This window comes from Ruegeria sp. A3M17, from assembly GCF_003318255.1.
Taxonomy (GTDB): Bacteria; Pseudomonadota; Alphaproteobacteria; order Rhodobacterales; family Rhodobacteraceae; genus Ruegeria.
Genome location: NZ_QOCF01000023.1, coordinates 49,116 through 72,150 on the forward strand (window position 1 = coordinate 49,116; position 23,035 = coordinate 72,150).

A 23,035-nucleotide genomic window follows, 5' to 3' on the forward strand; every position below is an offset into this window, starting at 1 on the left:
GAGACCTTTGGCTGAAATGCTCAGGCCGCCTTGTCCAATTCAAAGGCATCATGCAGTGCCTGAACAGCAAGTTCCATGTATTTCCTGTCGACTAGGACGGAAATTTTTATCTCAGAGGTTGTAATGACCTTGATATTGATCCCCTCATCCGAGAGTATCTTGAACATCTTGGCCGCCACGCCCGACTGCGAGCGCATGCCGATCCCCACGACCGAGACCTTGCAGACATCCTGGTCTGCGACCAGTTCGGCATAGTTCAGCTCACCCGCATCCTTGATCGCCAGCAATGCCTGTTCGGCGCGCGCCACCTGATCGGTGGGGCAGGAAAAGGTCATGTCCGTGCGTCCCTCGTCCGAGATGTTCTGCACGATCATATCGACATTCACGCCCGCATCGCTGAGCGCGGTAAAGATGATCGACGCGATGCCCGGGCGGTCAGCCACCGAGACAACAGTCATCTTGGCTTCGTCGCGGGAATAGGCCACACCGGCCACAACATTGGATTCCATGATATCCTCCTCATCGCAGACCAGCGTACCGGCCTCGTCGGATTGTTCTTCAAAACTAGAGAGAACGCGCAGTTTCACCTTGTTCCGCATCGCCAATTCGACCGAGCGGGTCTGCAGCACTTTTGCCCCCAATGAGGCCAATTCCAGCATTTCCTCGAACGAAATGCGGTCCAGCTTGCGTGCCTTCTCGCAGATGCGCGGGTCGGTGGTATAGACACCGTCAACGTCCGTGTAGATGTCGCACCGCTCGGCACCGAAGGCGGCGGAAAATGCCACGGCGGTGGTGTCCGACCCACCCCGGCCCAGGGTCGTGATACGGCCTTCGGGGCTAATGCCCTGGAACCCGGCGACAACGGCAACCTTCATGCCCTCACCAAACTTCTGGTTCAGGTTATCGGTCGGAATTTCTTCGATCCGGGCCTGGCTGTGGGCGCTGGTGGTCATCAGCGGAACCTGCCAGCCCTGCCAGCTGCGGGCCGGGACATCCATTTCCTGCAACGTCAACGCCATCAGGCCAGCGGTGATATTCTCGCCCGAGGACACGACGGCATCATATTCCCGCGCATCGTATAGCGGTGACGTCTCGTCGACCCAACCCACAAGCTCGTTTGTCTTGCCGGACATGGCCGAGACGATGACGATCACGTCATAGCCCTTTGCCACTTCGACGCCGATGCGCTTCGCTGCGCGGCGGATACGGTCAAGGTTGGCAACCGACGTGCCGCCAAATTTCATCACGAGTAAGGGCATGGGGGCAAGTGTCTCCGCGCCTTGGATTTCTGATCCCGTGCGTCTTATGCGAGGGGGGCCGCGAGGGCAAGAGTTCAAAACCGGTCGGATGGCCGCATCTGACCGCTTTACAACCGACACAGAGGCTGTCAGCCTGCATCCCGAAATTATTCCCAGAGGTTTTCCATGTTCCGCGTTGCCGCAGTCTTCGCCCTTTTGTCTTCATCCGCCTTTGCGCAGGTCTCTACGCTGGCTGCAACCGACGGCAAAAATGCTTTGGGAACGGTGCCCTGTGCCAAAGCCGGTGCGGCGCTAAGCAGCTGCCACGCCGAACTGCGCCACCATGACGACGGGACCACGACCCTGGCAGTGGGACTGGGCGGCGCCGAAGTACGTAGCATCTATTTCACGGATGGCATCCCGACGTCTAGCAGCTCACCTGCCCGGATCAGCCATGAAACACGGGGAGACTTGACGGTGGTCTTCATCGATCCAGATGAAGTTTACGAAATCCCCACGGCAGCGTTGAAACGTCAATAAGCGTGCGGCTGACCGTCCCAGGTTTCAAAACACCCGGTTGTGGCAAGTGACAGTGCCCCAAAGCGGTCAAGCAGCCCGCCGGCAGCCTGATCAACAGTGATCTCAGCCTGAGCGCCCCCCATATCCGTCTGCACCCAACCCGGATGGTAGATGCCAACGGCGACTCCATCCGCGCGCAGATCCGCCGCCAGATTGCGCCCCAGATTCAGGGCCGCCGCTTTGGACGCGCGATAGATATAGCTGCCACCGGGCGCGCGCGTATGCGACGCCATCTGGGACGACAGGATCGCAACCCTGCCTTTCGCGGCCTGAAGATTGGGCAAAAGCGCCTGCACGGTCAGAAACACACCTGTCACATTGGTCGCAAAACTCTGCGCCCACATGTCGGCAGGATAGCCGTCTATGCCGTGACCTTTGTCCAGATAGACCCCGGCGTTGCAGATCAACAGATCAACCGGACGACCCGCAAGCCCTTCTGCCATAGAAGCCTGCTGCTTCGGGTCTGTCACATCCAGTACAAGCTGGGCACTGGAATCCCGGGCGGTTCCGGTAACGTCATGGCCCTGCGCGCGATAACGATCTGCCAGAGCTTGGCCAATTCCGCGATTGGCCCCCGTGATGACAATATGCATGGGTCAGTTCGTTTTACGGGTGGGAAGAAATGGAAGCGGCGAAACCGGCACACCGTCTTCGATCAGCGCTTTGGCCTCGTCGGGCTTGGCTTCGCCATAAATCGCGCGTTCGGGCGCATCGCCCAAATGGATCTTACGCGCTTCTTTGGCAAAATCCTTACCGACATAGTCCGAGTTTTCCTCGACCTTGCGACGCAGATCGGCCAGCACCTTCTCGATATCTGGCGACGGGGTCGCGACATCCACCTGTTTGCTTTGTGGTTCAGTTGTCTGAGCATTGCGGGCCGGACGAACGCGAGGGGTCATGATAGCCTTATCTACTTGCGCGTCACCACACACAACGCAGGTCACCATACCTGCGGAGGCGAGTTTGTCGTAAGCGGCGGCCGATTGAAACCAACTGTCAAAAGTATGGTCGCGGCTGCATTTCAGCGAATATTGAATCATGGTTCGTCCATTTTCCGGTAGCCAAATAGATACCGACAGACATGGCAAGATCAAGCCCTTCGAAAGGCGAGTCAGTGTAGATTCGGGCCAAGACTGCGTAACAAATGGGACAGTTCCGGCGATTTCACCAGAGAGGCCGCCTTTTTGGGCGAAACCCACTTTCGCTTTCGTTGGGCCCGTTCAGGAAATTCAGGCGCAATCGACGTAACACAGAGGGGAAAGACATCCACCAGACACACCACAGGGATCATACTGAAGCGGGATTTCAGGTATGTGAAACGGCCCATGGGCTTGTTTGCGCAATTTCCTTTAACCCCAGCCTCTTCCCAAGCTTCTCGTCTGGCGGTTTGCGACGGCGTCATATCCTCGATCAGCCAGCCCTTCGGTATGATCCAGCGTTTGGATTTGCGCGTTGTGATCAGCAAAACCCTGAGTTTTCCGTGTTTGATGCGATAGCAAAGGGCCGCTGATTGATGCTTAAGCCGCAGGTGCCGTTCGCTTCCCTGCAGACACGTCGGTTGCCTCGCACCGATCACGTCGCACCACCTTTCAAACTGCTTTCATCCTCAATCGCCGACCTTTGAGGTTCTTATACATTTAGCGGTCGGCTGGGTTCAGAATACCATATGGTGCGGTTTCTTCCAAGAGTTTAGACAGGCTTCAGACCCGAGCAGCCAGTTTCCGAACCAGATCTTCATGCGGGATATCGGCATCAATTGCCAGTCGCCGCAACCCAAAGTGAACTCGGGCCACCTGCTGATAGTACCGGGTGTAGACGTAGTTCGTACCACCCCCTGCGATCGCACCCAGGACCGGTATCGATTGCGCTGCCAGTTTCTGGCCCAGTACAATGGACAGTCGCGGCGCTACCGCTGCAATCAGCTTTTGCATCGCTGGGCCAGTCAACGTCAGGCGGACCGAAAAGAAGCCCAGATCTGCGCCATCGTCAAAAGACAGAGGTCCGGCTGCAGACAGGACCCGTACGCAATCAAATTTGACGCCTTCCTCGGACGGATCGAACCCTTCGCGGAACGCCGCACCCTGAATGGCACGCAATAGCATGGCCGTCGTAGCAGGCAATTCCATCAGTGCAGTCGACACGCCACCCATGCCACCGGCCGCCCCCATCGCCGTTGCGACAGCGGTGTTGACCCACGGCTTTTGATCCGGAACAGCCCGGCGCGAACCCTCGGCTGCGTGCATCGCTAACCAAAGCGCCTGTTCCGTGGCCCCTGTCAACCCCTGCCGCACAGATGCAGGCAGTTGTTCCAGCAAGGATTCTGCCGAACCTCCCAAACTGTTCAACAGTTTAACGCCGGGACCTCCGGCTGTTCTGTAAAATTTGGCCAACCGATCCAATTCGGCTTCGGTATCCAGCTTTTCGACTAAAAGCACGTCCTGCATATAAGCCCTCCTGACGTTAAACATCGGGGCTGAATGGCGGGGTTTCAATACCTCAGCGCGTCCAGCGGGTCACCTCGCCACGCACATTCAACCATTCACCAGGGCTCAATTCCGCGCCTAGGACCCGGTCAGGGTTTGTTGGCGGGGGCATTTCCACACCGGAAAGTCGTGTGAACCCGAAACGCGCATAATAAGGCGCATCGCCCACCAGCATCGCCCTTTGCCAGCCTATTTCGCGACCGGCCTCAAGCCCCTGATGGATCAGGAATCCCCCCAGACCTTCGCCTTGATGGGTCGGGTGCACCGCCACGGGGCCCAGCAACAAAGCGTCGTGATCGCCCACATGCACGGGCCAGAAACGGATCGCCCCGGCCAGAATGCCCTGCCCGTCACGCGCAACAAGGGAAAGACCCGACACCGGCGGAACATCATCGCGCAGACGATACGAGGACAGCGCCTCACGCCCCGGCGCAAAGCACAGGTCGTAAAGTGCCTCGACCTCCCACCAATCATCCGGCTCTTCCGGCCTGATCACGAACTGCTGCACCCTGCCCTCTTTTCCTAGCTGGCAATCGCCCTAGCACTTCGGTACGCCTTGGGCAAACGCTTGGAGACCATATGTTCTATCGCCCCGAAGACGGCCACGGCTTGCCGCACAATCCATTCAACGCCATTATCACGCCGCGGCCGATTGGCTGGATCTCGACACGTGACAAGGATGGCGTCAACAATCTGGCGCCCTATTCGTTTTTCAACGGGGTTGCATATACGCCGCCGCAGGTCATGTTCGCCTCAACCGGAACCAAACACGATCAGGACGGCACAAAAGACAGCCTCGCCAATATCGAGGCCACCGGCGCGTTCTGCGTCAACGTTGTGGCCCATGCACACCGGGATGCGATGAACGCAAGCTCAGCTGGTCTTCCCAAGGACGTGGACGAATTCGGTCATGCCGGGCTTTCGCCGGTAGAATGCGAAACCATCCCCTGCGCCCGGATCGAAGGGGCACCAGCGGCGCTGGAATGCAAGCTGACGCAGATCGTATCCTTGCCGGGCGAGGCCAATCGGGTGGTGTTCGGAGAAGTAACCGGCGTGCATCTGCGCGACGATTGTCTGAAGGACGGCGTGTTCGACGTCACAACATTCCAACCGCTGGCGCGGCTTGGATACCGGGACTATTCGGTGGTCACCGAGCTGTTCAGCCTTTCACGACCGGATGACTAATGCCGCTTCCTGACCCCTTACGCAGATACCCGATCACGCTCCCTAATGGCTCTGATCACAAGGGCACGGTTTTCCTGTCTGAAGCGATTGACCATCCCAGGTTTAAGGCCGGAGCTTTCAGCTATGCTTCGGATTTTGATGCGCCAGAGGATTGGGCCTCGCGCCTTGCCCCCTACCTGTTTCCGTTTTCGCAAGAAAAGCTGGTGCTGGGGAAGTTCTGCCAGATCGCCCATGGCGTACGTTTCCTCACATCATCGGCCAATCATTCAATGGATGGATTGACGTGCTTTCCGTTTCCAGTGTTTGACCCGGACGGAATGACCGGGTTTCAGCCGGACACGCGCGACACTCTCATCGGCCACGATGTCTGGATTGGCTATGGTGCAATGATCCTGCCCGGTGCGCAGATCGGTTCGGGGGCAATTATTGGTGCCGGGTCTGTTGTTCGCGGAAACGTACCGCCCTATGCGATCATTACCGGAAACCTTGCCGAAGTGCGGCGGTTCCGGTTCGAAAAGGACACCATCGATCGGCTTTTAACACTGAACTGGTGGGATTGGCCCGCCGAGAAGATCGCCGAAGCCGAAGAGGCGCTTCTGTCCGGTAATATTGAAGAATTGGAACGGATTGCTCCAAAGTAAAAGGCGGCCGAAGTGGCCGCCTTTTACAATCAATGCCCGCCCAGCACACCCGTGCGGACCGAGTAATCGACGGCCAGTTCGTAGTCCGGGTCATCGTCGCTATCGACCATAAGGTGGCCGGCCTTGTTCAGCAGTTTGTGGCAATCCCGGCTGAGGTGGCGCAGCATAACGCGTTTGCCTGCGGTCTCGTATTTGCCAGCGATGTTCTCGATGGCCTGCAGCGCGGATTGGTCCACGACCCGGCTTTCGGCAAAGTCCACGATTACGGTGTCAGGGTCATTCTGAACATCGAACAGCTCGGTAAAACCATCGGATGAGCCAAAGAACAGCGGCCCCTGAATCTCATAGACCTTTGCACCTTCTTCCGTGGCAGACTCACGCGTGACGGCATGGATACGCTTGGCGTTATTCCAGGCATAGGCCAGCGCCGAGACAATCACACCGACAACCACCGCAACTGCAAGGTCCTCCATCACGGTGACAACGGTCACCAGAACGATAACGAACGCATCCATCAGGGGCACCTTGCGCATGATCTTGAACGAGTTCCAGGCAAAGGTTCCGATTACCACCATGAACATCACACCCACCAGCGCCGCCAGCGGAATCTGCTCAATCAGGGGTGAGGCAAACAGGATAAAGATTAACAGGAACAGCGCCGCAGCGATCCCAGCAATGCGTGTACGACCGCCCGATTTCACGTTGATCATCGACTGACCGATCATCGCACAACCGCCCATGCCGCCGAAGAATCCAGTCGCCACATTGGACACACCCTGCGCAATGCATTCTTGCGAGGCCCCTCCGCGCTTGCCGGTGATTTCACCAACGAGGTTCAGGGTCAGCAGGGATTCAATCAAGCCGATGGCGGCCAGAATGACAGCGTAAGGCAGGATGATCTCAAAGGTCTCCCAGTTCAGCGGCACCATCGGGATGTGGAATGCGGGCAGACCGCCCTCGATGGAGGCCAGATCGCCGACGCGCGGCACATCAAGACCAAAGCCAATCACCAGCGCGGCAACGACAAAGATACCGGCCAATGGCGCGGGCACGATCCGTGTAATCCGCGGCGTGACCCAGATCACGGCCATCGTCAGGGCGACCAGACCCAGCATCGTATACATCTGCAGACCCGAAAGCCATTCGCCACCACTTAAGCCGTGACCGGTGTTTTCCATAGTGCCCGGAACCTTGAACTGGCCCATCTGGGCCAGAAAAATCACGATCGCCAGACCATTCACAAAGCCCAGCATCACCGGATGCGGCACCAGTCGGATGAACCGGCCCCAATGCATCGCGCCTGCAATGACCTGCAAAATGCCCATCAAAACCACAGTAGCGAACAGGTACTCGACCCCGTGTTCAGCTACCAACGCCACCATGACAACCGCCAGAGCGCCGGTCGCGCCGGAGATCATACCAGGTCGACCGCCGATCAGCGCCGTGATCAAACCCACCATGAACGCGGCATACAACCCGACCAAAGGGTGCACACCTGCGACAAAGGCAAATGCTACCGCCTCGGGGACCAGCGCCAGCGCAACGGTCAAGCCAGACAACAGCTCAATCCGCAAGCGCGAGACCGTCAGCCCCTCATCCGGCATCCAGCGGAGATCGGGTTTGGCTATACGATTGGCAAAGCTTGCCAGCATGGCTCGGGGCATGAGACGTCCTGTGGGGTTGTTTGTTCGCGCGAAAGATGCCTTTTACCTGTCATATCTGACATTAGATACTGCACCCAGCGGGACCCTGATATGCGCAAACCGCATAGCTGGCAAGCAAGTTACACAAACCCTTGAAGCCACTTGCCAAACCCGCGGCTGCCACGCAGAACTCTTTATACAGTTTTTCACGGAGAGCAGCCATGACCCAGACCAAAATCGCCATCATCGGCGGATCAGGCATTTACGACATCGACGGTTTGGAAAATGCCGAATGGGTCACAGTCGAAACGCCATGGGGCGATCCTTCGGATCAGATCCTGACCGGATCGCTGAACGGTGTGGACATGGCGTTCCTTCCCCGTCACGGGCGTGGTCACATCCATTCCCCGACTGACGTTCCTTACCGCGCCAATATTGACGCGTTGAAACGGCTTGGTGTGACTGACGTGATCTCAGTCTCGGCCTGCGGATCGTTTCGCGAGCACATGGCGCCGGGCGATTTCGTGATCGTCGATCAGTTCATCGACCGGACGTTTGCGCGCGAGAAGAGCTTTTTTGGCACCGGCTGCGTAGCCCACGTCAGCGTTGCACACCCCACCTGCCCGCGCCTCTCGGATGCCTGTGAATCTGCCGGCAAAGCAGCAGGCATCACCATTCATCGCGGCGGTACGTACTTGGCAATGGAGGGGCCACAGTTCTCGACACTCGCGGAATCCAAGATGTACCGCGAACACTGGGGCTGCGACGTGATAGGCATGACCAACATGCCCGAGGCCAAACTCGCCCGCGAGGCCGAGCTTTGCTATGCCTCGATCGCGATGGTCACCGACTACGACAGCTGGCATCCAGACCACGGCGAGGTGGACGTCACCTCCATCATCGCCACGCTGACCGGCAATGCCGAAAAAGGCAGGGCACTTGTCAAAGGTCTGCCCGATCTGCTGGGCGCTGATCGCGCGCCCTGCCCTCATGGCTGCGACCGGGCGTTGGAATATGCCATCCTGACCGCGCCGGAAAAGCGTGATCCGACCGTGTTGGCGAAACTGGATGCTGTTGCTGGTCGGATTCTCTGACCGGCAACCTTAGTTGGCTTGCAGGGACTGTTGAACCTGATCCCACAATCCGTGCGACCAGAGGTCGTTATGGGAGCCGTTCGGGATGACATAGATCTGCGCGGTATCCCCGGCCATCGCGGCCAAAGCTTCACCATGATGCAGTGGAACTGTTTCATCCTCGGTCCCGTGGAAGATCAAAGTCGGAACGGTGACGTTCTCAATCAAGTCGCGAGTCGCGAACTGATCCCGCATCAGGGCATGCACAGGTAGCCAGGGATATCTTTCCGCCGCGACGTCCACCGTGGCCGTAAAGGGTGCCTCAAGCACCAGCAGTTGTGCATTTGGGCGTTGTTCAGCCACGGCGGTCGCAACGGCTGTTCCAAGACTTTGGCCGTGCAACACAACGCCCGCGCCTTGGCGGTCCAGCTGGTCATACATCTGGATGCCGTCGGAAATCAGCGCCATCTCGGACGGTTCGCCCTCGCTGCCCGGATACCCACGATAGCTGGGGGCCAGCAGGCCGAAGCCGCTGTTGAGGATATCTCTCATCCGGTCGACCCGGTCGCCCAGATTGCCCGATTGGCCATGAAAGAACAAAACCGTCGGCGCATCATCGGTCGCGGGTGGGGCGGACCACGCGGTCAACCTGACGCCATCGGACATCGTAAGGGAAACGGTCTCGACATCGGCCAGGCCGATCGAATTGGGTGCGGGCAACTTGCCATCTGGTTTGAACAAAAGCGATTGCTGGTTCACATACATATACCCCACGATGCCCGCATAGATCACCGCGAGGACCGGAACCAAGAGGATCAGCGCGCCCTTTACGCGGGCAAGCCGCGAGTGGCTGGTTTCAGGTGCCGCGTTGGCGCGTGTTTGATCTGTTTGAACCATCGGCCTCTCCGAAGTGTTGCGTCCGATCCAAGGTCGGTGGCCCAAGGAACCGTTTCAAGCCGCGCGGGCTACACTTAATCCAATCTTAAAACTTGTTGCCGCATTGCACGGCCCCGGCTCTTTTTTGCCCTTCATCTTGAAAAATCGCCTGTACTGCACCGATGTGTGTTTCGCACGGCACCGTCAGAACGCTGGCGAAACAGAGGGATAGCATGAAGCGACTTGAGGCATTGGACGCAGCCCGGTTTCTGGCGTTTTGCGGAATGGTTCTGGTGAATTTCCGCATCGCCGCTCAGATCGCCCCTGGCAATGACTGGGCCTCGACCCTGATCGATTTGCTGGAAGGCCGCGCCGCCGCTTTGTTCGTCATCCTGGCCGGTATCGGAATTGGGTTGTCTTCTGTTTCAGCGCCGGTGTTGCTGCGGCGCGCGGTGTTTCTGTTCGCGCTCGGTCTGATCAACATGACCGTATTTGACGCCGATATCCTGCATTTCTACGCGGTGTACTTCGTTGTTGGTGCAGCTTTCCTGACGGCACCGACCCGCGCATTGTGGCTGGGTTCAGTTGGGGTGGTGGCACTGGCTGTCCTCGCCGTCATGATTTTCAACTACGACCTTGGCTGGGACTGGGAAACGCTGACATACACCGACCTTTGGACCCTGCCCGGTTTTTTGCGCAACCTGTTATTCAACGGCTGGCACCCGGTCTTTCCCTGGGCGGCGTTCCTATTGATCGGAATGGCCATTGGACGGTCAGAACTGCACACGATCTGCATTCAACACAGGCTGATCATGTGGGGGTTCGGAGCTGCCGTATTTGCCCTATTCCCGCAGATGTTGGCCTCGGACCCTGATCTGGTGATCTATCTGGGATCCGCGTCCATCCCACCGGGACCGTTCTACATTATTGCCGGAACCGGCTCGGCTTGCGTGGTGATCGGATTGCTGCTGAAGCTGTGGCCCAAAATCGAAAGGTTGCACATCAGCCCCGCCCTGACCGCGCCCGGCCGGCAAAGCCTGACGCTTTATATGGCCCACATCCTGATCGGTATGGGCATACTGGAGGAGGCCGGGTTGCTGAACGGGTCACTGAACGCCCCGCAGATCGCGGGTTACGCTGTTGCGTTCTGTGCCGCGTCCTCGGTCTTTGCCCTATTGTGGTCCCGCAAATTCAAACGCGGTCCGCTTGAGGCGCTTATGCGCCTGACAACGCAACCACGCAGGGCTTGACCTTGCGCGCTGGTCCGGGCTTGCTGCGTAAAACGCATTACAGGATTTCCGATGTCCCATGACCTTTGGCTCGCCTTTGTCGCTGCATCTACCGCCCTACTATTGATCCCAGGCCCAACGGTCTTGCTGGTGCTCAGCTATGCCCTGTCCAAGGGGCGCAGCGTGGCTGTCGCCTCGGCGACGGGTGTAGCTGTTGGAGATCTGGTGGCTATGACGGCCTCTCTTTTGGGGCTTGGCGCGCTGGTCCTGGCCTCGGCTACCCTTTTCACGGCCCTCAAATGGGTCGGTGCCGCCTATTTGGTCTGGCTGGGGATCAAACTGTTGCGCAGCGCGCCACCAGGCGGGCTTGAGACCGTGGACACCGGGCGCAATGTCACCGCACACAGCGTTTTTGGCCATGCTGCCGCCGTCACCGCGTTGAACCCGAAATCCATCGCGTTTTTTATTGCTTTCGTTCCTCAGTTTCTGCGCCCGGCTGACCCGCTCGGACCGCAATTTGCTATCCTGATCGCAACCTTCGTGGGGCTGGCATGGCTAAATTCGCTGGCATACGCCCTTTTGGCGGACCACCTGCGCCAGATGATCGGCCGTTCAGGCGTCATCACTGCGATGACCCGGTTCGGAGGGCTGGCATTAATCGGGATGGGAGTGGCCACGGCTGTCCTGCGCCGCCCGGCCTGAGGGCTCAGCCCTCTGCGTGTTCCTTCATGAAACCGCGAATGAACCGCCGGATTTCTCGCGCGGCCGACGTGTCCAATTCTTTGCACAGCTGAACAAACTCGTCCCGTTCATCCTTGTCCAGCCGCAGGACCAACTGACTGTTTTTCTTGGTTGAAATCTTACCGTCTTTCGTTCTCACGCGTCCCATTCCCATCAAAATCGCAGACCTACAAGATAGTCTTTGTATATACTTCGCATAGAATTTGTATTTCACGAGCACCTAACAACAAAAGAAGATTATGGCAACGAACCTTCATGTCGCTCAAGCGATTTTTTCAAAAGATCTGGGCAAGGTGCACAAACCATATCTGACGCGGCCGGTCGATGCACTGTATCGCGATTACCGCCAGTCGAAACGCCGCACGCCTGGGGCGGCAATCTTTCCTTGCATGACTCACAGCAATGGGCCAAACAGCCCAGCGTGTTTTGACGCCAGAGGGGATGGCCATGTCCAGAAACAAGTCGGTCAAAGATTACATTCGGACCATCGTGGATTTCCCACATGAAGGGATCATGTTCCGGGACGTCACGACCCTGTTCGCGGATCCGCGCGGTTTCCGTATGGCGATTGATCAAATGCTGCACCCCTATGCCGGCGAACGCATCGACAAAGTCGTTGGCCTCGAGGCGCGCGGCTTTATCCTTGGCGGCGCCATCGCACACCAGCTAAGCGTCGGTTTCGTGCCCATCCGCAAAAAGGGCAAGCTGCCGGGAACTACGATCAGCCAAGACTACAAGCTTGAATACGGCGAGGCGATTGTCGAAATCCACGACGACGCCATCCAACCGGGTGAAAAAATCCTCGTCGTCGATGATCTGCTGGCGACAGGTGGCACCGCTGCAGCGGGCATCAAACTGATCGAGCGGTTGGGGGGCGAGATCGTCTCATGCTCGTTCATTATCGACTTGCCAGAGTTAGGCGGGCGCAAGGCATTGGAAGACATGGGGATGGATGTCCACGTCCTGTGCGAATTCGAAGGCCTCTGACGTCCCGCGCAATCACAAATTCGTGAGTGGAAATCTGGAACCGCGCTGGCCTAGCGCGGTTTTTTATTGGATCAACCCGAACTTATCGGCACAAACAGTGATCTCTTTTCAGTGATGCAGCGTACCCCGGTTGATGCCACCAAGGGCATTTCAATTAGGGAAATCATACCATGTTTCGCAATCTCGCAATTGCCGGTGTCGCAAGCCTTTTCGTCTCAACTGCGGCTTATGCTGATGGCCATTCCAAAGATATCGTCGACACCGCCGTCGGCGCAGGCAGCTTTGAGACTCTTGTCGCAGCTGTTCAGGCCGCAGAGCTGGTTGATACGTTGAAAGGCGAAGGTCCCTTCACCGTTTTCGCTCCCACGGATGAGGCGTTTGCCGCCCTACCCGAAGGCACAGTCGAGACCCTTTTGAAGCCCGAGAACAAGGATCAGCTGGTTGCAATCCTGACCTATCATGTGGTGCCCGGAAAAGTGATGTCAGGCGATCTGTCCGATGACATGACGGCCGCGACCGTTCAGGGTGGAGAAATCAAGATTGACCTGGACAACGGCGTAATGATCAACGACGCCAACGTTGTGCAGGCAGATATCGAGACGTCGAACGGCGTCATCCACGTGATTGATAAGGTTATTCTGCCTGGATCGTAATATCGGCGCGCGGCCCATGCGAAGTGGGTCGCGCCTACGCCTTTAGCACGGCCCCTGGATTCATGATCCCCTTTGGATCAAGGGCAGCTTTGATCGCACGCATCGCAGATAGCTTTACCGGATCGCCATAGCTCTCCAAGTCATCCGTTTTCAAACGGCCTATGCCGTGCTCGGCGCTGATCGACCCACCGAACTCATGCACCAAATCATGCACCGCGCGCTTTACACTATGCCGCTGGGCATCATATTCCGCGCGGCTGTGCCCCTGCGGCGGAAACACGTTGTAGTGCAGATTGCCGTCGCCCAAATGCCCGAAGCAATTGATACGGAATGTCCCCAACGCATTCACCAACTCGGACCCACGCCGGATAAACGCGGGGATATCCGAAATCGGGACCGAGATATCATGGCTTGAGACCGAACCGATCAACCGATTGGCCTCAGGGATCTGCTCACGCACCGCCCAAAGTTCCATTCGTTGCGCTTCGCTTTGAGCTATGACCGCATCATCTACTAGCCCGCGCGCTTCTGCAGCCTCGAACAACTCCATCAGCGCATCTGACGGTGACGCACCGCCGGAAAGTCCCAACTCCACCAGCACCATCCAATCGGGCTGGACGTCAAAGGGCTGGCGGATATTGGGCAAAACCTCGGACAGGAACTGCAGACCTTGCTTGTGGATCAGTTCAAAGGTGCTGACCCCCTCGCCCACATGATCGCGGGCCAGCGCCAGCAGATCAATGGCAGCCTCAGGCGAGGCCACCCGGAACATCGCAGTGCCGGTTTCCCCCGGACGTGGGGACAGTTTCAAAGACGCTGCGGTAATGATCCCTAGCGTACCTTCTGCTCCGATCAGTAGGTTGCGCAGATCGTACCCGGTATTGTCCTTACGCAAACGGCTCAGACCGTGCCAGATCTCACCATTTGGCAAAACCGCCTCAAGCCCCAAGCACAAATCACGCGCATTGCCGTAGCGCAGGACATTAACCCCACCCGCATTCGTCGCAAGATTGCCGCCGATCCGGCACGATCCCTGTGCAGCCAGCGCAAGGGGAAACAGCCGATCCGCCTCTTCCGCAGCAGCCTGAACATCGGCCAAAATGGCACCGGCCTCGGCGATCAGAATATTCTCGGCCGGATAAACCGCCCGGATGGCTGACATCCGTTCCAAAGAAATCAGCAAAGGGGCCGGACCATCGGTCATCACCTGCCCGCCGACCAGTCCGGTCCCGCCGCCATAAGGCACGATGGGAACCGACGCGCCCGAGGCGAGCTGAACGAGCGTCGAAACCTGTTCTACCGACCTCGGCAGGGCCAGAACGCCCACATGGCCCGCAAACCTGCGGCGCGGCTCTTCTAGATATCGTGCCGCGACGGGGTGCAGAACATCATCGCCCAAGGCAGAGCGGATCGACTGGGCAAAAGTATCATCGGCAGGGTTCAGTTTCATACCCTTTCCTTGCCCAAGTCGTGACGTCCCGACAAGCCTTATTCCAGTTCGATAAGGTATTGCGGCTCAAGCACCACGACCGTCGGGCGATCAGGTAACGTGCGCAGAGACACGGTGATCTCAGACACACCTTTGCGCTCAACGGGGAAGTCGTTGCGGATATCGACCAGAAAACGGTCCAGCGAAAAGCTGGAAAACCAATGCATCGGAATGATGACCGAACTTTTCAGTCGCATCAGCACCGTGATCATTTCCGGCAACGGCATCGTCGTACCGCCATCCACGGCAGCCATCACAACATCCAAACGCCCCAGGGCGGCAAATTGTTCGTCCGACGGCACGTGGTGCAGATGACCCAGATGGCCTATGCACAACCCTTCAACCTCAAACACAAAGATTGAATTTCCGCGCTCTTCCACACCGCCATAAGAGGATCGGATATCGGTCGAGACATTGCGTATCAGCATCTCTCCCAGATTAAGATAGTGTTCGATCCCCTGCCCGAACTCGCCCCAACCCGGCAACACATTCGGGATGGCAGGATCCGGATGGGCGGTCCAATGGGTGCCGTGGGCATGGTTCATCGTCACCACGTCCGGGATCAGATCCGCGCTGCCGATGAAACCGGTGAAGTCCGTCACTGCGTTCAACCCGCCCTGCGTCTGAATCATAAACGACGCGTGAGCAATATAGCTGATCCGAACCGAGAACTCGGGCACCGGGTCCTGCCAGGCTGCTTTGTGAATATACTCAATCCCCGGTGCGGCATCCGCGATGGCAATGCAATGGCTCGGCCGCCGTTCCTGTGCCGAAGCCCCACCCGAGATCACCATCAATACCGCAACAATCCAGCGCATGTCCGGAGTGTAGCGCAGAACACAGGTAAGTCACGCCTGCAGGTATCGCGTGAGTGAAATCACGGAATTGGCATTTTCTAGGAGCAGTTCAGAGAACGATGCACTCCCGCAGCTTGAACGGGCGCGAGACTTTCGCCGCACGTAACGCCTGAGCCAACGGATCACTCACAAAAAATGCGTCGCGCATTTGTGGGTCCATCCAGATGTCAGGGCCATCCAGGGCCGACGCGCTCACGGCGATATCCTTGTCTTGCATTGCGCCCGGTGGTTCCCAGATGTCGTGGTTTTCATATGGTTTATCTATGCGCGGAGATTGTTCTGTCAGCACGGCGGTCTTTTGCGCACCGAAGTTCAAACAGAAGTACTCGCCTTCAACCGGTGTGGTGCGATCATGCTGGAACAGCCTGACAGGATAAAGGTTGCCTTCACCGAGATCAAACTGGCGTAGAACTGCCGCACAGGCAGTAGAAACGCTCCAAGTCCCGCCGGCATTGAAAAGATCGGGCTGTTTCTTTTCCTTTTTGTCTTTGTATTCCGCATACATTTCCTTGGGGAAACGATCTGCCGCCAAGGGCTCCCCAACATTGTTTCGCTTCATAGCATCGACGGCAAGTTCGTTGTTTTCGAGATAGTTGTCTTGATCAAACCCCTTAATACTCGAAACGCTTACCATCGCCCCACTGATCCAAATCATTGGCTGTTTTGCCCGCGCCATTGACCTACCCCGCGTCGGTCTTCCCGCGCCGGTCCGACCGTAGGCTGGCGTACAGCACATGCGTCCGCCACCGCCCGTTGATCTGCAGGTACGACTGCGCCACGCCCTCGTATTTGAACCCCGAACTTTCCAGCAACCCACGTGATGGTTTGTTCTCGGGCAGGCAAGCGGCCTCGATCCGGCTCAGGTCCAGTCGGGTAAAGGCGTGATGAACGATCGCACCAATGGCCTCGCGCATGTAACCCTGACGGGCAAAAGACTGGCCCGTCCAATATCCCAAGGTTCCTGCCTGCGCCGGGCCGCGACGGACATTGTCCAGCGTGATGGCCCCCAAAAGCACATCATCCGTGCGACGGAACAAAAACAGTGGGATCGCCGTCCCACCGGCCACGGAGCGCTGCGCCCAATAAACCCTGTTGGTAAAGGATTTGCGGCTCAGGTGATCCTTGGCCCAGATCGGCTCCCACGGGGTTAGGTATTCCTGTGACGCGCGCCGTAGCGCCGCCCAGTCGTTAAAGTCGGAATGCGCGGGCGGGCGCAAGCTCAGGCGCTCGGTTTCAAGTTTCAGCTTGCGTCTGCCCAACAGCATCACGCCGCACGCCTCTCCTGCAATTGCGCCAGCGTGGGTGCGCCCGAGACAGGACCGTACAGCGCCAGCGCCGCAGGGGCCTGCACTGCCATCTGCTCGGCGAAGGCACGCACATCTTCGGTGCTGACGGCGTCGATCTTAGCTACGGCATCCTCGAGCGATGGTACCCGGTCCCAGATCTGCACCAAACGCGCCAGACGTTCCGCCCGGTTCGATGGGCTTTCCAGCCCCATCAGCATACCGGCTTTCATCTGCGCGCGGGCGCGAGCGACCTCTTCGGCGCTCATGTCTTCGGCTGCGCGCTTCATCTCATCAATTGTTATGCTGGCCAGCTCTGCGACCTGATCCGCCGACGTTCCGGCGTAAATCGTCGTCGTGCCGGTATCGGCATAGGCTCCGGTCTGCGCAAAGATCGTGTAGCACAACCCGCGTGTTTCGCGCACTTCCTGGAACAGGCGAGAGGACATGCCTCCGCCAAGCGCCGTCGAATAAATCTGTGCGGTATAGATCGCATCGTCACGATAGCCAGGGCTTTCCAGCGCCAGTGCGAAATGCGCCTGTTCCAGCTCTTTCTCCTGCCGCGCTTCGCCGCCAGTGAAACGGGCGGTTTCCGGGATCAGCCCCTTGCACGGTTTAAGATGGCCAAACAACGCCTCAGCGGTTTTCATCAGCGCATCGTGATCAACGGCACCAGCGGCAGACAGGATCATCTGCTCGGGACCATAGTGTTCAGCCACAAACCCGGACAGATCTTCGCGCGAAAACGCACTGACCCGTTCGGTCGGACCCAGAATGGTTCGACCCAGCGGTTGATCGTGATAGCTCTGCTCTTGCAACCAGTCAAAGATCACATCGTCAGGCGTGTCATAGGCCTGACCGATTTCCTGCAGGATCACACCGCGTTCAACTTCGATCTCACGCGGGTCAAAGATCGGGTTCAGAACGATGTCACCGATAACGTCCATCGCCAGCGCCACGTCGTCTTTGAGAACACGCGCGTAATAAGCCGTCACCTCGCGCGACGTGTAGGCGTTGATATATCCGCCCACGTCCTCAATCGCCTCGGCGATTTGCAAAGCCGAACGGCGCTTGGTTCCCTTAAAAGCCATATGCTCAAGGAAATGCGCGATACCGTTCTGTTCAATCCGCTCGTGCCGCCCACCGGCGGTCACCCAGATGCCGATGGCCGCTGATTGCAACCCCGGCATATGTTCACTGACGATACGAAATCCGTTCTTCAGTTGGTCTTGTCTGACAGTCACTCAGCGATATGCCTTCTGATATGATCCTCGAGGGTGCCCAGATCGTTGGCGATGCGGGTCACCCGTTCCGGACGTTCATACAGATCAGACATGCGGGATGGAAGAGGCGGATGCGCGCCGCTTGCCTTCTCGACCGCTGCCGGGAATTTTGCGGGATGCGCGGTGGCCAGTGTGATCATCGGAACGTCGGTCGAGCGATGCTCTTCTGCAACCTTGATGCCCACGGCGGTATGCGGGCAAACCAGTTCGGCACTGTGGGTCAGAGTGGACTTGATTGTCGCCAGCGTCTCTTCTTCAGAGACACGGCCCGAGTCAAAGCTGTCGCGCAGCGCTTCCATCGCGCCCTGGCTGACATTGAAGCCGCCGTTCTTCAGTTCATCCATCAACTGCGCGACAGCCCCGCCATCCTCACCATAAGCATAGTAAAGCGCACGCTCAAAGTTCGAACTGACCTGAATATCCATCGACGGGCTGATCGAGGGGATGGTGTCGCCCTTGAAGTACCCCTCGCCCGACAGGCAACGGTGCAGAATGTCGTTCTGATTGGTTGCGACAACCAGACAGTCAATTGGCAGGCCCATGCGCTTGGCAAGGTAGCCCGCGAAGATGTCACCGAAATTGCCGGTCGGCACCGTAAAGCTGACCTTGCGATGCGGCGCGCCGAGGCTGACAGCAGCGGAGAAGTAGTAGACGATCTGCGCCAGAACACGGGCAAAGTTGATCGAATTCACGCCAGCCAGCTTCACGCCGTCGCGGAAGTCGAAGTCGTTGAACATGTCCTTCAGCGCGGCCTGACAATCGTCAAAATCGCCGTCCACGGCCAACGCATGCACGTTGCTGTCCGCAGGTGTCGTCATTTGCCGACGCTGCACTTCCGAGACTCGGCCATGCGGGAACAGGATGAACACGTCCACGGCGTCCAGCCCCCGGAACGCTTCAATCGCGGCCGAGCCGGTGTCACCGCTGGTTGCGCCAACGATGGTCACACGGTCGCCACGGCGCTTCAGCGCCACCTGAAACAGCTGACCGATCAGCTGCATGGCGAAGTCTTTGAAGGCCAAAGTCGGCCCGTGGAACAGCTCCAACAGGAAGTGGTTTTCGTTCAACTGCTTCAATGGCGCGCGGGCGTCATGGCCAAAGCCTTCGTAGGCGCGGGCGATGATCTCTTTGAACTCACCCTCACCGAAAGATCCGCTGACATAGGGCCACATCACCCGGAACGCGATTTCCTCAAAGGGCAGTCCGGCCAGTGCTGCGATCTCATCCTGCGTCATCACCGGGATCTCGGCAGGCAGGTACAGACCACCGTCACGAGCCAATCCGGTCAGCATCGCTTCTTCAAACGTCAGTTCGGGCGCCTGCCCGCGGGTCGAGATGTATTTCATGTCGCGTCACTCTCAGAAGGGGCGCGGCTGCGCCACAGAAAATATCCGGTCATCGCGGCCCAGACCAAAGCCAGGCCAAACCATGTAATTGCATATTGCAAGTGATCATTCGGGATACCCGTCGCCGAAACTGGCAAGGGTGTGATGTCGGGGTCGGTTTGCGACCGCGCGATTAGCAGTACTGGCTCAGCGCCAAGTGCGGCGGCCAGGTTCGGAACATCACGGGCAAACCATATATTGTCGTCAATATCCGGCTCAGGCGTGTAGCCGTCAATTTCGTCCGGCCAGTGCAGATTTCCAGTGATCTCCATCGGTCCATTCAGCCTTTGATCGTGCTTCGCGGTCACAGGAACAAAGCCCCGGTCCACAAGAATTGTCCGGTCATTTGTGCTGAAAGACTGGATGATGCGATAGCCCGCCCCAACCTGTTTGACCGAGACAAGAACGTGGATCTCGCCCGGCTCGATCTCGCCCGCAATCGTAACCGGCAGATACTTGTCAGCATCCCGCGACACGGTGTCAGGCAAATCAACCGGATCGGCTGAAATCCGATTTTCGATTTCGGCTAAAACGCCTTGTTTCCACGCCAGCCGCTGCATCTGCCAGACACCCAGCGACACAAGGACCGCCAGACCGGCAATGCCAAAGATCATCAGAAAGAGAATGCGGCGCATGTCAGGACCAGGTTGTGTTGTTCGAAGGCTCTGCAAGAGCCGGCGTCTTGTTAAGGGCTGCAGCCGCAGAAAGGCAACCTTGCAATTGTATGGGGCGCAATCTTGCGCCCAGAATAGAGAAAAAGCCGCCCCGAAAGGGCGGCTTTTGCAATTTGATCACCCTTCTGACGTTACATCAACGGGGCCTGGCCCCAGATGTAAACTGCGAAGAACAGGAACAGCCAAACAACGTCAACGAAGTGCCAGTACCAGGCAGCCGCCTCAAACCCGACGTGTTTCTCAGGCGTGAAGTCACCCTTGAGCGCCCGGATTAAGCATACTGACAAGAAGATGGTACCGATAAGAACGTGGAAACCGTGAAAGCCGGTTGCCATGAAGAAGTTCGAATAGAACTGATCACCGCCGAATTTCCAGCCTTCATGCGCCAGCAGCTCATAGTATTCAAATGCTTGCAGACCGGTGAAAGCGATGCCCAGAGCGATACCGATGGCCAGCCCTTGCACCAGCGCCTTGCGATCATTGCCGTGCACCAGCGCGTGGTGCGCCCAGGTGATTGCGCAGCCCGACAGCAGCAGGACCAGAGTGTTGATCAGCGGCAGGTGGAACGGGTCAACCGCATGAATGTCAGGCTGGATATATTCGGTACCGGCATAGTCGTACATCGGGTACATGCGATGTTTGAAGAACGACCAGAACCAGGCAAAGAAGAACATCACCTCGGACATTACAAACAGGATGAAGCCATAACGCAGGCCGATGCGGACAACCGGTGTGTGATCGCCCTGGCGGCTTTCGACCACAACCTCGGACCACCATGCGAACATGGTGTAAAGAACGGCCACCAGACCGGCCCAGAACATCCACGAGGTAACCCCGTGCATCCACAGGACGGCCCCGAACAGCATCACAAAGCCGCCGATCGCGCCGATCAGAGGCCAGATCGACGGGGCCAGAATGTGATAATCATGGTTTTTTGCGTGTGCCATCAGCGTCCCTCACCTACAGGCGTTAGTTCGTTGTTATATCAGCCTGCGTCTCAAGGGCGGCAACGCCCTCGGGCAGGTCAATTTCGTAGAATGTATACGACAGTGTAATCGTATGAACATACTTAGCTTCAAGATCCTCGACCATTTCAGGGTCGACGAAAAAGGTGACCGGCATCTCAACGCGTTCACCGGGTTGCAGCACCTGCTCTTCAAAGCAGAAACAGGCGATTTTCTGAAAGTACCCACCGGCCGAATACGGTGTCACGTTGTAGGACGCCTGCCCGGCAATGGGGCGGTCGGTCGGGTTGTAGGCTTCGTAAAAGGCCAGCCCGGTTTCACCAATGCGCACTTCCATCTCGCGCGCGACTGGCTTGAATTCCCATGCCATGTCTTTCGCCTTCGAGGCGTCAAAGCGGATGGTAACCTTGCGGTCCAGAATGTCTTCGGGTGCAGTCGCGGCCACACCAGTGGTTCCACCAAAACCGGTGACACGGCAGAACCAGTCATAAAACGGAACAGATGCCCAGGCCAGGCTGCCCATGAGGACAACCACGCCAACGGTTTGCGCAACAGTTTTCTGGGGACCCGTCAACGCCATCAGTACTGAACTTCTTGCGTTGCCAGACTGAAATCCGTGCCCGAAACCTTGACGATCGTCAGGCCGAAGATGATCACGATAAAGGCAGCCAGCGTCAGACCGACCCCTAGGTTACGACTGAACCGGCGTTGGTGCAGCTCGTGGCTCTTACGCAGGCTCATGACCAACCTCCCAACCCATAGGGTTTCAGCAGTGCTTCGACCAGGATAGCACCGAAATGCAGGAACAGATACAGCAGCGACAGCTTGAAGAACGCGCGTTCGACCATGAAATTGTCGGCCTCGGAATCATCCTCGTTGCGGCGCGAAATCTGCCAGGCACCGCGCAGGAACAGCGCGTTCAGCACCACAGCGACGGTCAGGTAGATCGGACCGCCAACGCCCGAGAATGCGGTTCCAACAGCCAGCATGGCCAATAGACCCGTGTAGACCAGAATGTGCCAGCGCGTGGCGCGACGACCATGTGTGACGGTCAGCATCGGAACGCCCGCATCGTCGTAATCCGAGCGCATGAACAGAGCCAGTGCCCAGAAATGCGGTGGGGTCCACATGAAGGTCAGGGCAAACATCAACCACGGCTCGATGGACATAGACCCCGTTGCGGCAACCCAACCGATGACCGGCGGGAATGCCCCTGCCGCGCCGCCGATCACGATGTTTTGCGGCGTCGAGCGTTTCAGCCACATCGTATAGACGACAACGTAGAAAAAGATCGTGAAGGCCAGGAAAGCACCAGCAAACCAGTTGGTTGCCAGACCCAGCATAATAACGGACAGCCCCGACAGGGCCAGCCCGATTGCCATCGCCTCACCCTCCTGGACCTTGCCAGAGGGGATCGGGCGGCCTTTGGTCCGCTTCATCACGCGGTCGATATCGGCGTCCCACCACATGTTCAAAGCGCCGGATGCGCCGCCGCCAATGGCGATGAACAGGATGGCGCAGAAGCCCACGAACGGATGAACAGAGACCGGTGCCGCAAGAAGGCCGACCAAAGCGGTGAACACTACCAGCGACATCACGCGCGGCTTCAGCAAGGCAAAGAAATCACCAAAGCTGGCCTCATCCGCGTGGGATTTGGCGCTCACTGTGCTGGCATTGATGCTTGCGTCGCTCATTTCCGGTCCTTCTGGGGTGAAAGCTGCGCGAAAAACGCGCAGCCTGCGTTACTCCTGGCGCGAGCTTTACAGCCCGC

The 23,035-nt window shown here is 58.0% G+C and carries 28 protein-coding genes; 8 read left to right on the forward strand and 20 right to left on the reverse strand.

The window, feature by feature from the left end; translation table 11 throughout:
* Positions 1–20: 20 nt before the first annotated feature.
* Positions 21–1,259, reverse strand: coding sequence for an aspartate kinase (locus tag DS906_RS12705; RefSeq protein ID WP_113790527.1), 1,239 nt, complete (start codon positions 1,257–1,259; stop codon positions 21–23).
* Between the two features lie 165 nt (positions 1,260–1,424).
* Between DS906_RS12705 and DS906_RS12710 the strand changes: the two genes are divergently transcribed.
* A complete protein-coding gene (locus DS906_RS12710) occupies positions 1,425–1,778 on the forward strand; it encodes a hypothetical protein (RefSeq protein ID WP_108861747.1) in 354 nt (117 codons plus the stop codon).
* On the opposite strand, the gene DS906_RS12715 is transcribed toward DS906_RS12710, so the two are convergent.
* The 5 genes from DS906_RS12715 to DS906_RS12735 form a co-directional block, all read right to left on the reverse strand.
* Positions 1,772–2,410: an SDR family NAD(P)-dependent oxidoreductase gene (locus DS906_RS12715; protein WP_113790528.1), complete on the reverse strand. Its 639-nt coding sequence runs from the start codon at positions 2,408–2,410 to the stop codon at positions 1,772–1,774. The genes DS906_RS12710 and DS906_RS12715 overlap by 7 nt on opposite strands.
* A 3-nt stretch (positions 2,411–2,413) precedes the next feature.
* Positions 2,414–2,857, reverse strand: a complete 444-nt coding sequence (locus tag DS906_RS12720; protein ID WP_108861745.1) for a DUF1178 family protein — start codon at positions 2,855–2,857, stop codon at positions 2,414–2,416.
* 71 nt (positions 2,858–2,928) lie between these two features.
* Positions 2,929–3,393 carry an NUDIX hydrolase gene (locus tag DS906_RS12725; protein ID WP_113790529.1) on the reverse strand — a complete coding sequence of 155 codons (465 nt, stop codon included), beginning with the start codon at positions 3,391–3,393 and terminating at the stop codon, positions 2,929–2,931.
* A 124-nt stretch (positions 3,394–3,517) separates the two neighbouring features.
* Complete coding sequence (locus DS906_RS12730; protein ID WP_113790530.1) at positions 3,518–4,261, reverse strand: EcsC family protein; 744 nt, start codon at positions 4,259–4,261, stop codon at positions 3,518–3,520.
* A 52-nt stretch (positions 4,262–4,313) separates the two neighbouring features.
* Entirely contained in the window at positions 4,314–4,808 is a 495-nt protein-coding gene (locus tag DS906_RS12735) for a GNAT family N-acetyltransferase (RefSeq protein ID WP_058276957.1), read from the reverse strand.
* Positions 4,809–4,879: 71 nt separating this feature from the next.
* Between DS906_RS12735 and DS906_RS12740 the strand changes: the two genes are divergently transcribed.
* Complete coding sequence (locus tag DS906_RS12740) at positions 4,880–5,485, forward strand: flavin reductase family protein (protein WP_113790531.1); 606 nt, start codon at positions 4,880–4,882, stop codon at positions 5,483–5,485.
* Entirely contained in the window at positions 5,485–6,126 is a 642-nt protein-coding gene (locus DS906_RS12745; RefSeq protein WP_113790532.1) for a CatB-related O-acetyltransferase, read from the forward strand. The genes DS906_RS12740 and DS906_RS12745 overlap by 1 nt, the downstream gene beginning before the upstream one ends.
* A gap of 29 nt (positions 6,127–6,155) precedes the next feature.
* Here the strand turns inward: DS906_RS12745 and DS906_RS12750 are convergent, their stop codons facing one another.
* Positions 6,156–7,790, reverse strand: coding sequence for a SulP family inorganic anion transporter (locus tag DS906_RS12750; RefSeq protein WP_113790533.1), 1,635 nt, complete (start codon positions 7,788–7,790; stop codon positions 6,156–6,158).
* Between the two features lie 200 nt (positions 7,791–7,990).
* Here DS906_RS12750 and DS906_RS12755 point away from each other — a divergent pair, with 200 nt between their 5' ends.
* On the forward strand, positions 7,991–8,863 hold the full coding sequence (locus tag DS906_RS12755; protein WP_113790534.1) for an S-methyl-5'-thioadenosine phosphorylase: 873 nt from the start codon (positions 7,991–7,993) through the stop codon (positions 8,861–8,863).
* 9 nt (positions 8,864–8,872) lie between these two features.
* Here the strand turns inward: DS906_RS12755 and DS906_RS12760 are convergent, their stop codons facing one another.
* Entirely contained in the window at positions 8,873–9,739 is an 867-nt protein-coding gene (locus tag DS906_RS12760) for an alpha/beta hydrolase (RefSeq protein ID WP_113790535.1), read from the reverse strand.
* A 212-nt stretch (positions 9,740–9,951) separates the two neighbouring features.
* Between DS906_RS12760 and DS906_RS12765 the strand changes: the two genes are divergently transcribed.
* On the forward strand, positions 9,952–10,968 hold the full coding sequence (locus DS906_RS12765; RefSeq protein ID WP_113790573.1) for a DUF418 domain-containing protein: 1,017 nt from the start codon (positions 9,952–9,954) through the stop codon (positions 10,966–10,968).
* Between the two features lie 51 nt (positions 10,969–11,019).
* The gene (locus tag DS906_RS12770; protein ID WP_113790536.1) at positions 11,020–11,649 is read left to right on the forward strand and encodes a LysE family translocator; all 630 of its coding nucleotides are present in this window, start codon (positions 11,020–11,022) and stop codon (positions 11,647–11,649) included.
* Positions 11,650–11,653: 4 nt separating this feature from the next.
* On the opposite strand, the gene DS906_RS12775 is transcribed toward DS906_RS12770, so the two are convergent.
* Positions 11,654–11,827 (reverse strand): hypothetical protein, encoded by a 174-nt coding sequence (locus tag DS906_RS12775; RefSeq protein ID WP_233494779.1) that lies wholly within the window; start codon positions 11,825–11,827, stop codon positions 11,654–11,656.
* Positions 11,828–12,135: 308 nt separating this feature from the next.
* Between DS906_RS12775 and DS906_RS12780 the strand changes: the two genes are divergently transcribed.
* Both DS906_RS12780 and DS906_RS12785 read left to right on the forward strand, forming a co-directional pair.
* The gene (locus DS906_RS12780; RefSeq protein ID WP_058272309.1) at positions 12,136–12,675 is read left to right on the forward strand and encodes an adenine phosphoribosyltransferase; all 540 of its coding nucleotides are present in this window, start codon (positions 12,136–12,138) and stop codon (positions 12,673–12,675) included.
* A gap of 170 nt (positions 12,676–12,845) precedes the next feature.
* Positions 12,846–13,328, forward strand: coding sequence for a fasciclin domain-containing protein (locus DS906_RS12785; RefSeq protein ID WP_113790537.1), 483 nt, complete (start codon positions 12,846–12,848; stop codon positions 13,326–13,328).
* A gap of 34 nt (positions 13,329–13,362) precedes the next feature.
* Here the strand turns inward: DS906_RS12785 and DS906_RS12790 are convergent, their stop codons facing one another.
* From DS906_RS12790 to cyoE, 11 genes are all read right to left on the reverse strand, one after another.
* Positions 13,363–14,778, reverse strand: a complete 1,416-nt coding sequence (locus DS906_RS12790) for an FAD-binding oxidoreductase (RefSeq protein WP_113790538.1) — start codon at positions 14,776–14,778, stop codon at positions 13,363–13,365.
* Between the two features lie 38 nt (positions 14,779–14,816).
* Complete coding sequence (locus DS906_RS12795; protein WP_113790539.1) at positions 14,817–15,635, reverse strand: MBL fold metallo-hydrolase; 819 nt, start codon at positions 15,633–15,635, stop codon at positions 14,817–14,819.
* Between the two features lie 88 nt (positions 15,636–15,723).
* Entirely contained in the window at positions 15,724–16,350 is a 627-nt protein-coding gene (locus DS906_RS12800; protein WP_113790540.1) for an imm11 family protein, read from the reverse strand.
* 4 nt (positions 16,351–16,354) lie between these two features.
* A complete protein-coding gene (locus tag DS906_RS12805; RefSeq protein WP_058272263.1) occupies positions 16,355–16,939 on the reverse strand; it encodes a GNAT family N-acetyltransferase in 585 nt (194 codons plus the stop codon).
* The gene (locus tag DS906_RS12810) at positions 16,939–18,201 is read right to left on the reverse strand and encodes a pitrilysin family protein (RefSeq protein WP_113790541.1); all 1,263 of its coding nucleotides are present in this window, start codon (positions 18,199–18,201) and stop codon (positions 16,939–16,941) included. Before DS906_RS12810 ends, DS906_RS12805 begins: the two co-directional genes overlap by 1 nt.
* On the reverse strand, positions 18,198–19,586 hold the full coding sequence (thrC, locus tag DS906_RS12815; protein ID WP_113790542.1) for a threonine synthase: 1,389 nt from the start codon (positions 19,584–19,586) through the stop codon (positions 18,198–18,200). The genes DS906_RS12810 and thrC overlap by 4 nt, the downstream gene beginning before the upstream one ends.
* On the reverse strand, positions 19,583–20,260 hold the full coding sequence (locus DS906_RS12820; protein WP_113790543.1) for an SURF1 family protein: 678 nt from the start codon (positions 20,258–20,260) through the stop codon (positions 19,583–19,585). Before DS906_RS12820 ends, thrC begins: the two co-directional genes overlap by 4 nt.
* Before the next feature lie 170 nt (positions 20,261–20,430).
* Entirely contained in the window at positions 20,431–21,246 is an 816-nt protein-coding gene (locus DS906_RS12825; RefSeq protein WP_113790544.1) for a cytochrome c oxidase subunit 3, read from the reverse strand.
* Between the two features lie 22 nt (positions 21,247–21,268).
* Positions 21,269–21,844 carry a cytochrome c oxidase assembly protein gene (locus DS906_RS12830; RefSeq protein WP_113790545.1) on the reverse strand — a complete coding sequence of 192 codons (576 nt, stop codon included), beginning with the start codon at positions 21,842–21,844 and terminating at the stop codon, positions 21,269–21,271.
* Positions 21,844–22,005: a hypothetical protein gene (locus tag DS906_RS22305; RefSeq protein ID WP_199528566.1), complete on the reverse strand. Its 162-nt coding sequence runs from the start codon at positions 22,003–22,005 to the stop codon at positions 21,844–21,846. Before DS906_RS22305 ends, DS906_RS12830 begins: the two co-directional genes overlap by 1 nt.
* Positions 22,002–22,958 carry a heme o synthase gene (gene cyoE / locus DS906_RS12835; protein WP_113790546.1) on the reverse strand — a complete coding sequence of 319 codons (957 nt, stop codon included), beginning with the start codon at positions 22,956–22,958 and terminating at the stop codon, positions 22,002–22,004. The genes DS906_RS22305 and cyoE overlap by 4 nt, the downstream gene beginning before the upstream one ends.
* Positions 22,959–23,035 lie beyond the last annotated feature (77 nt).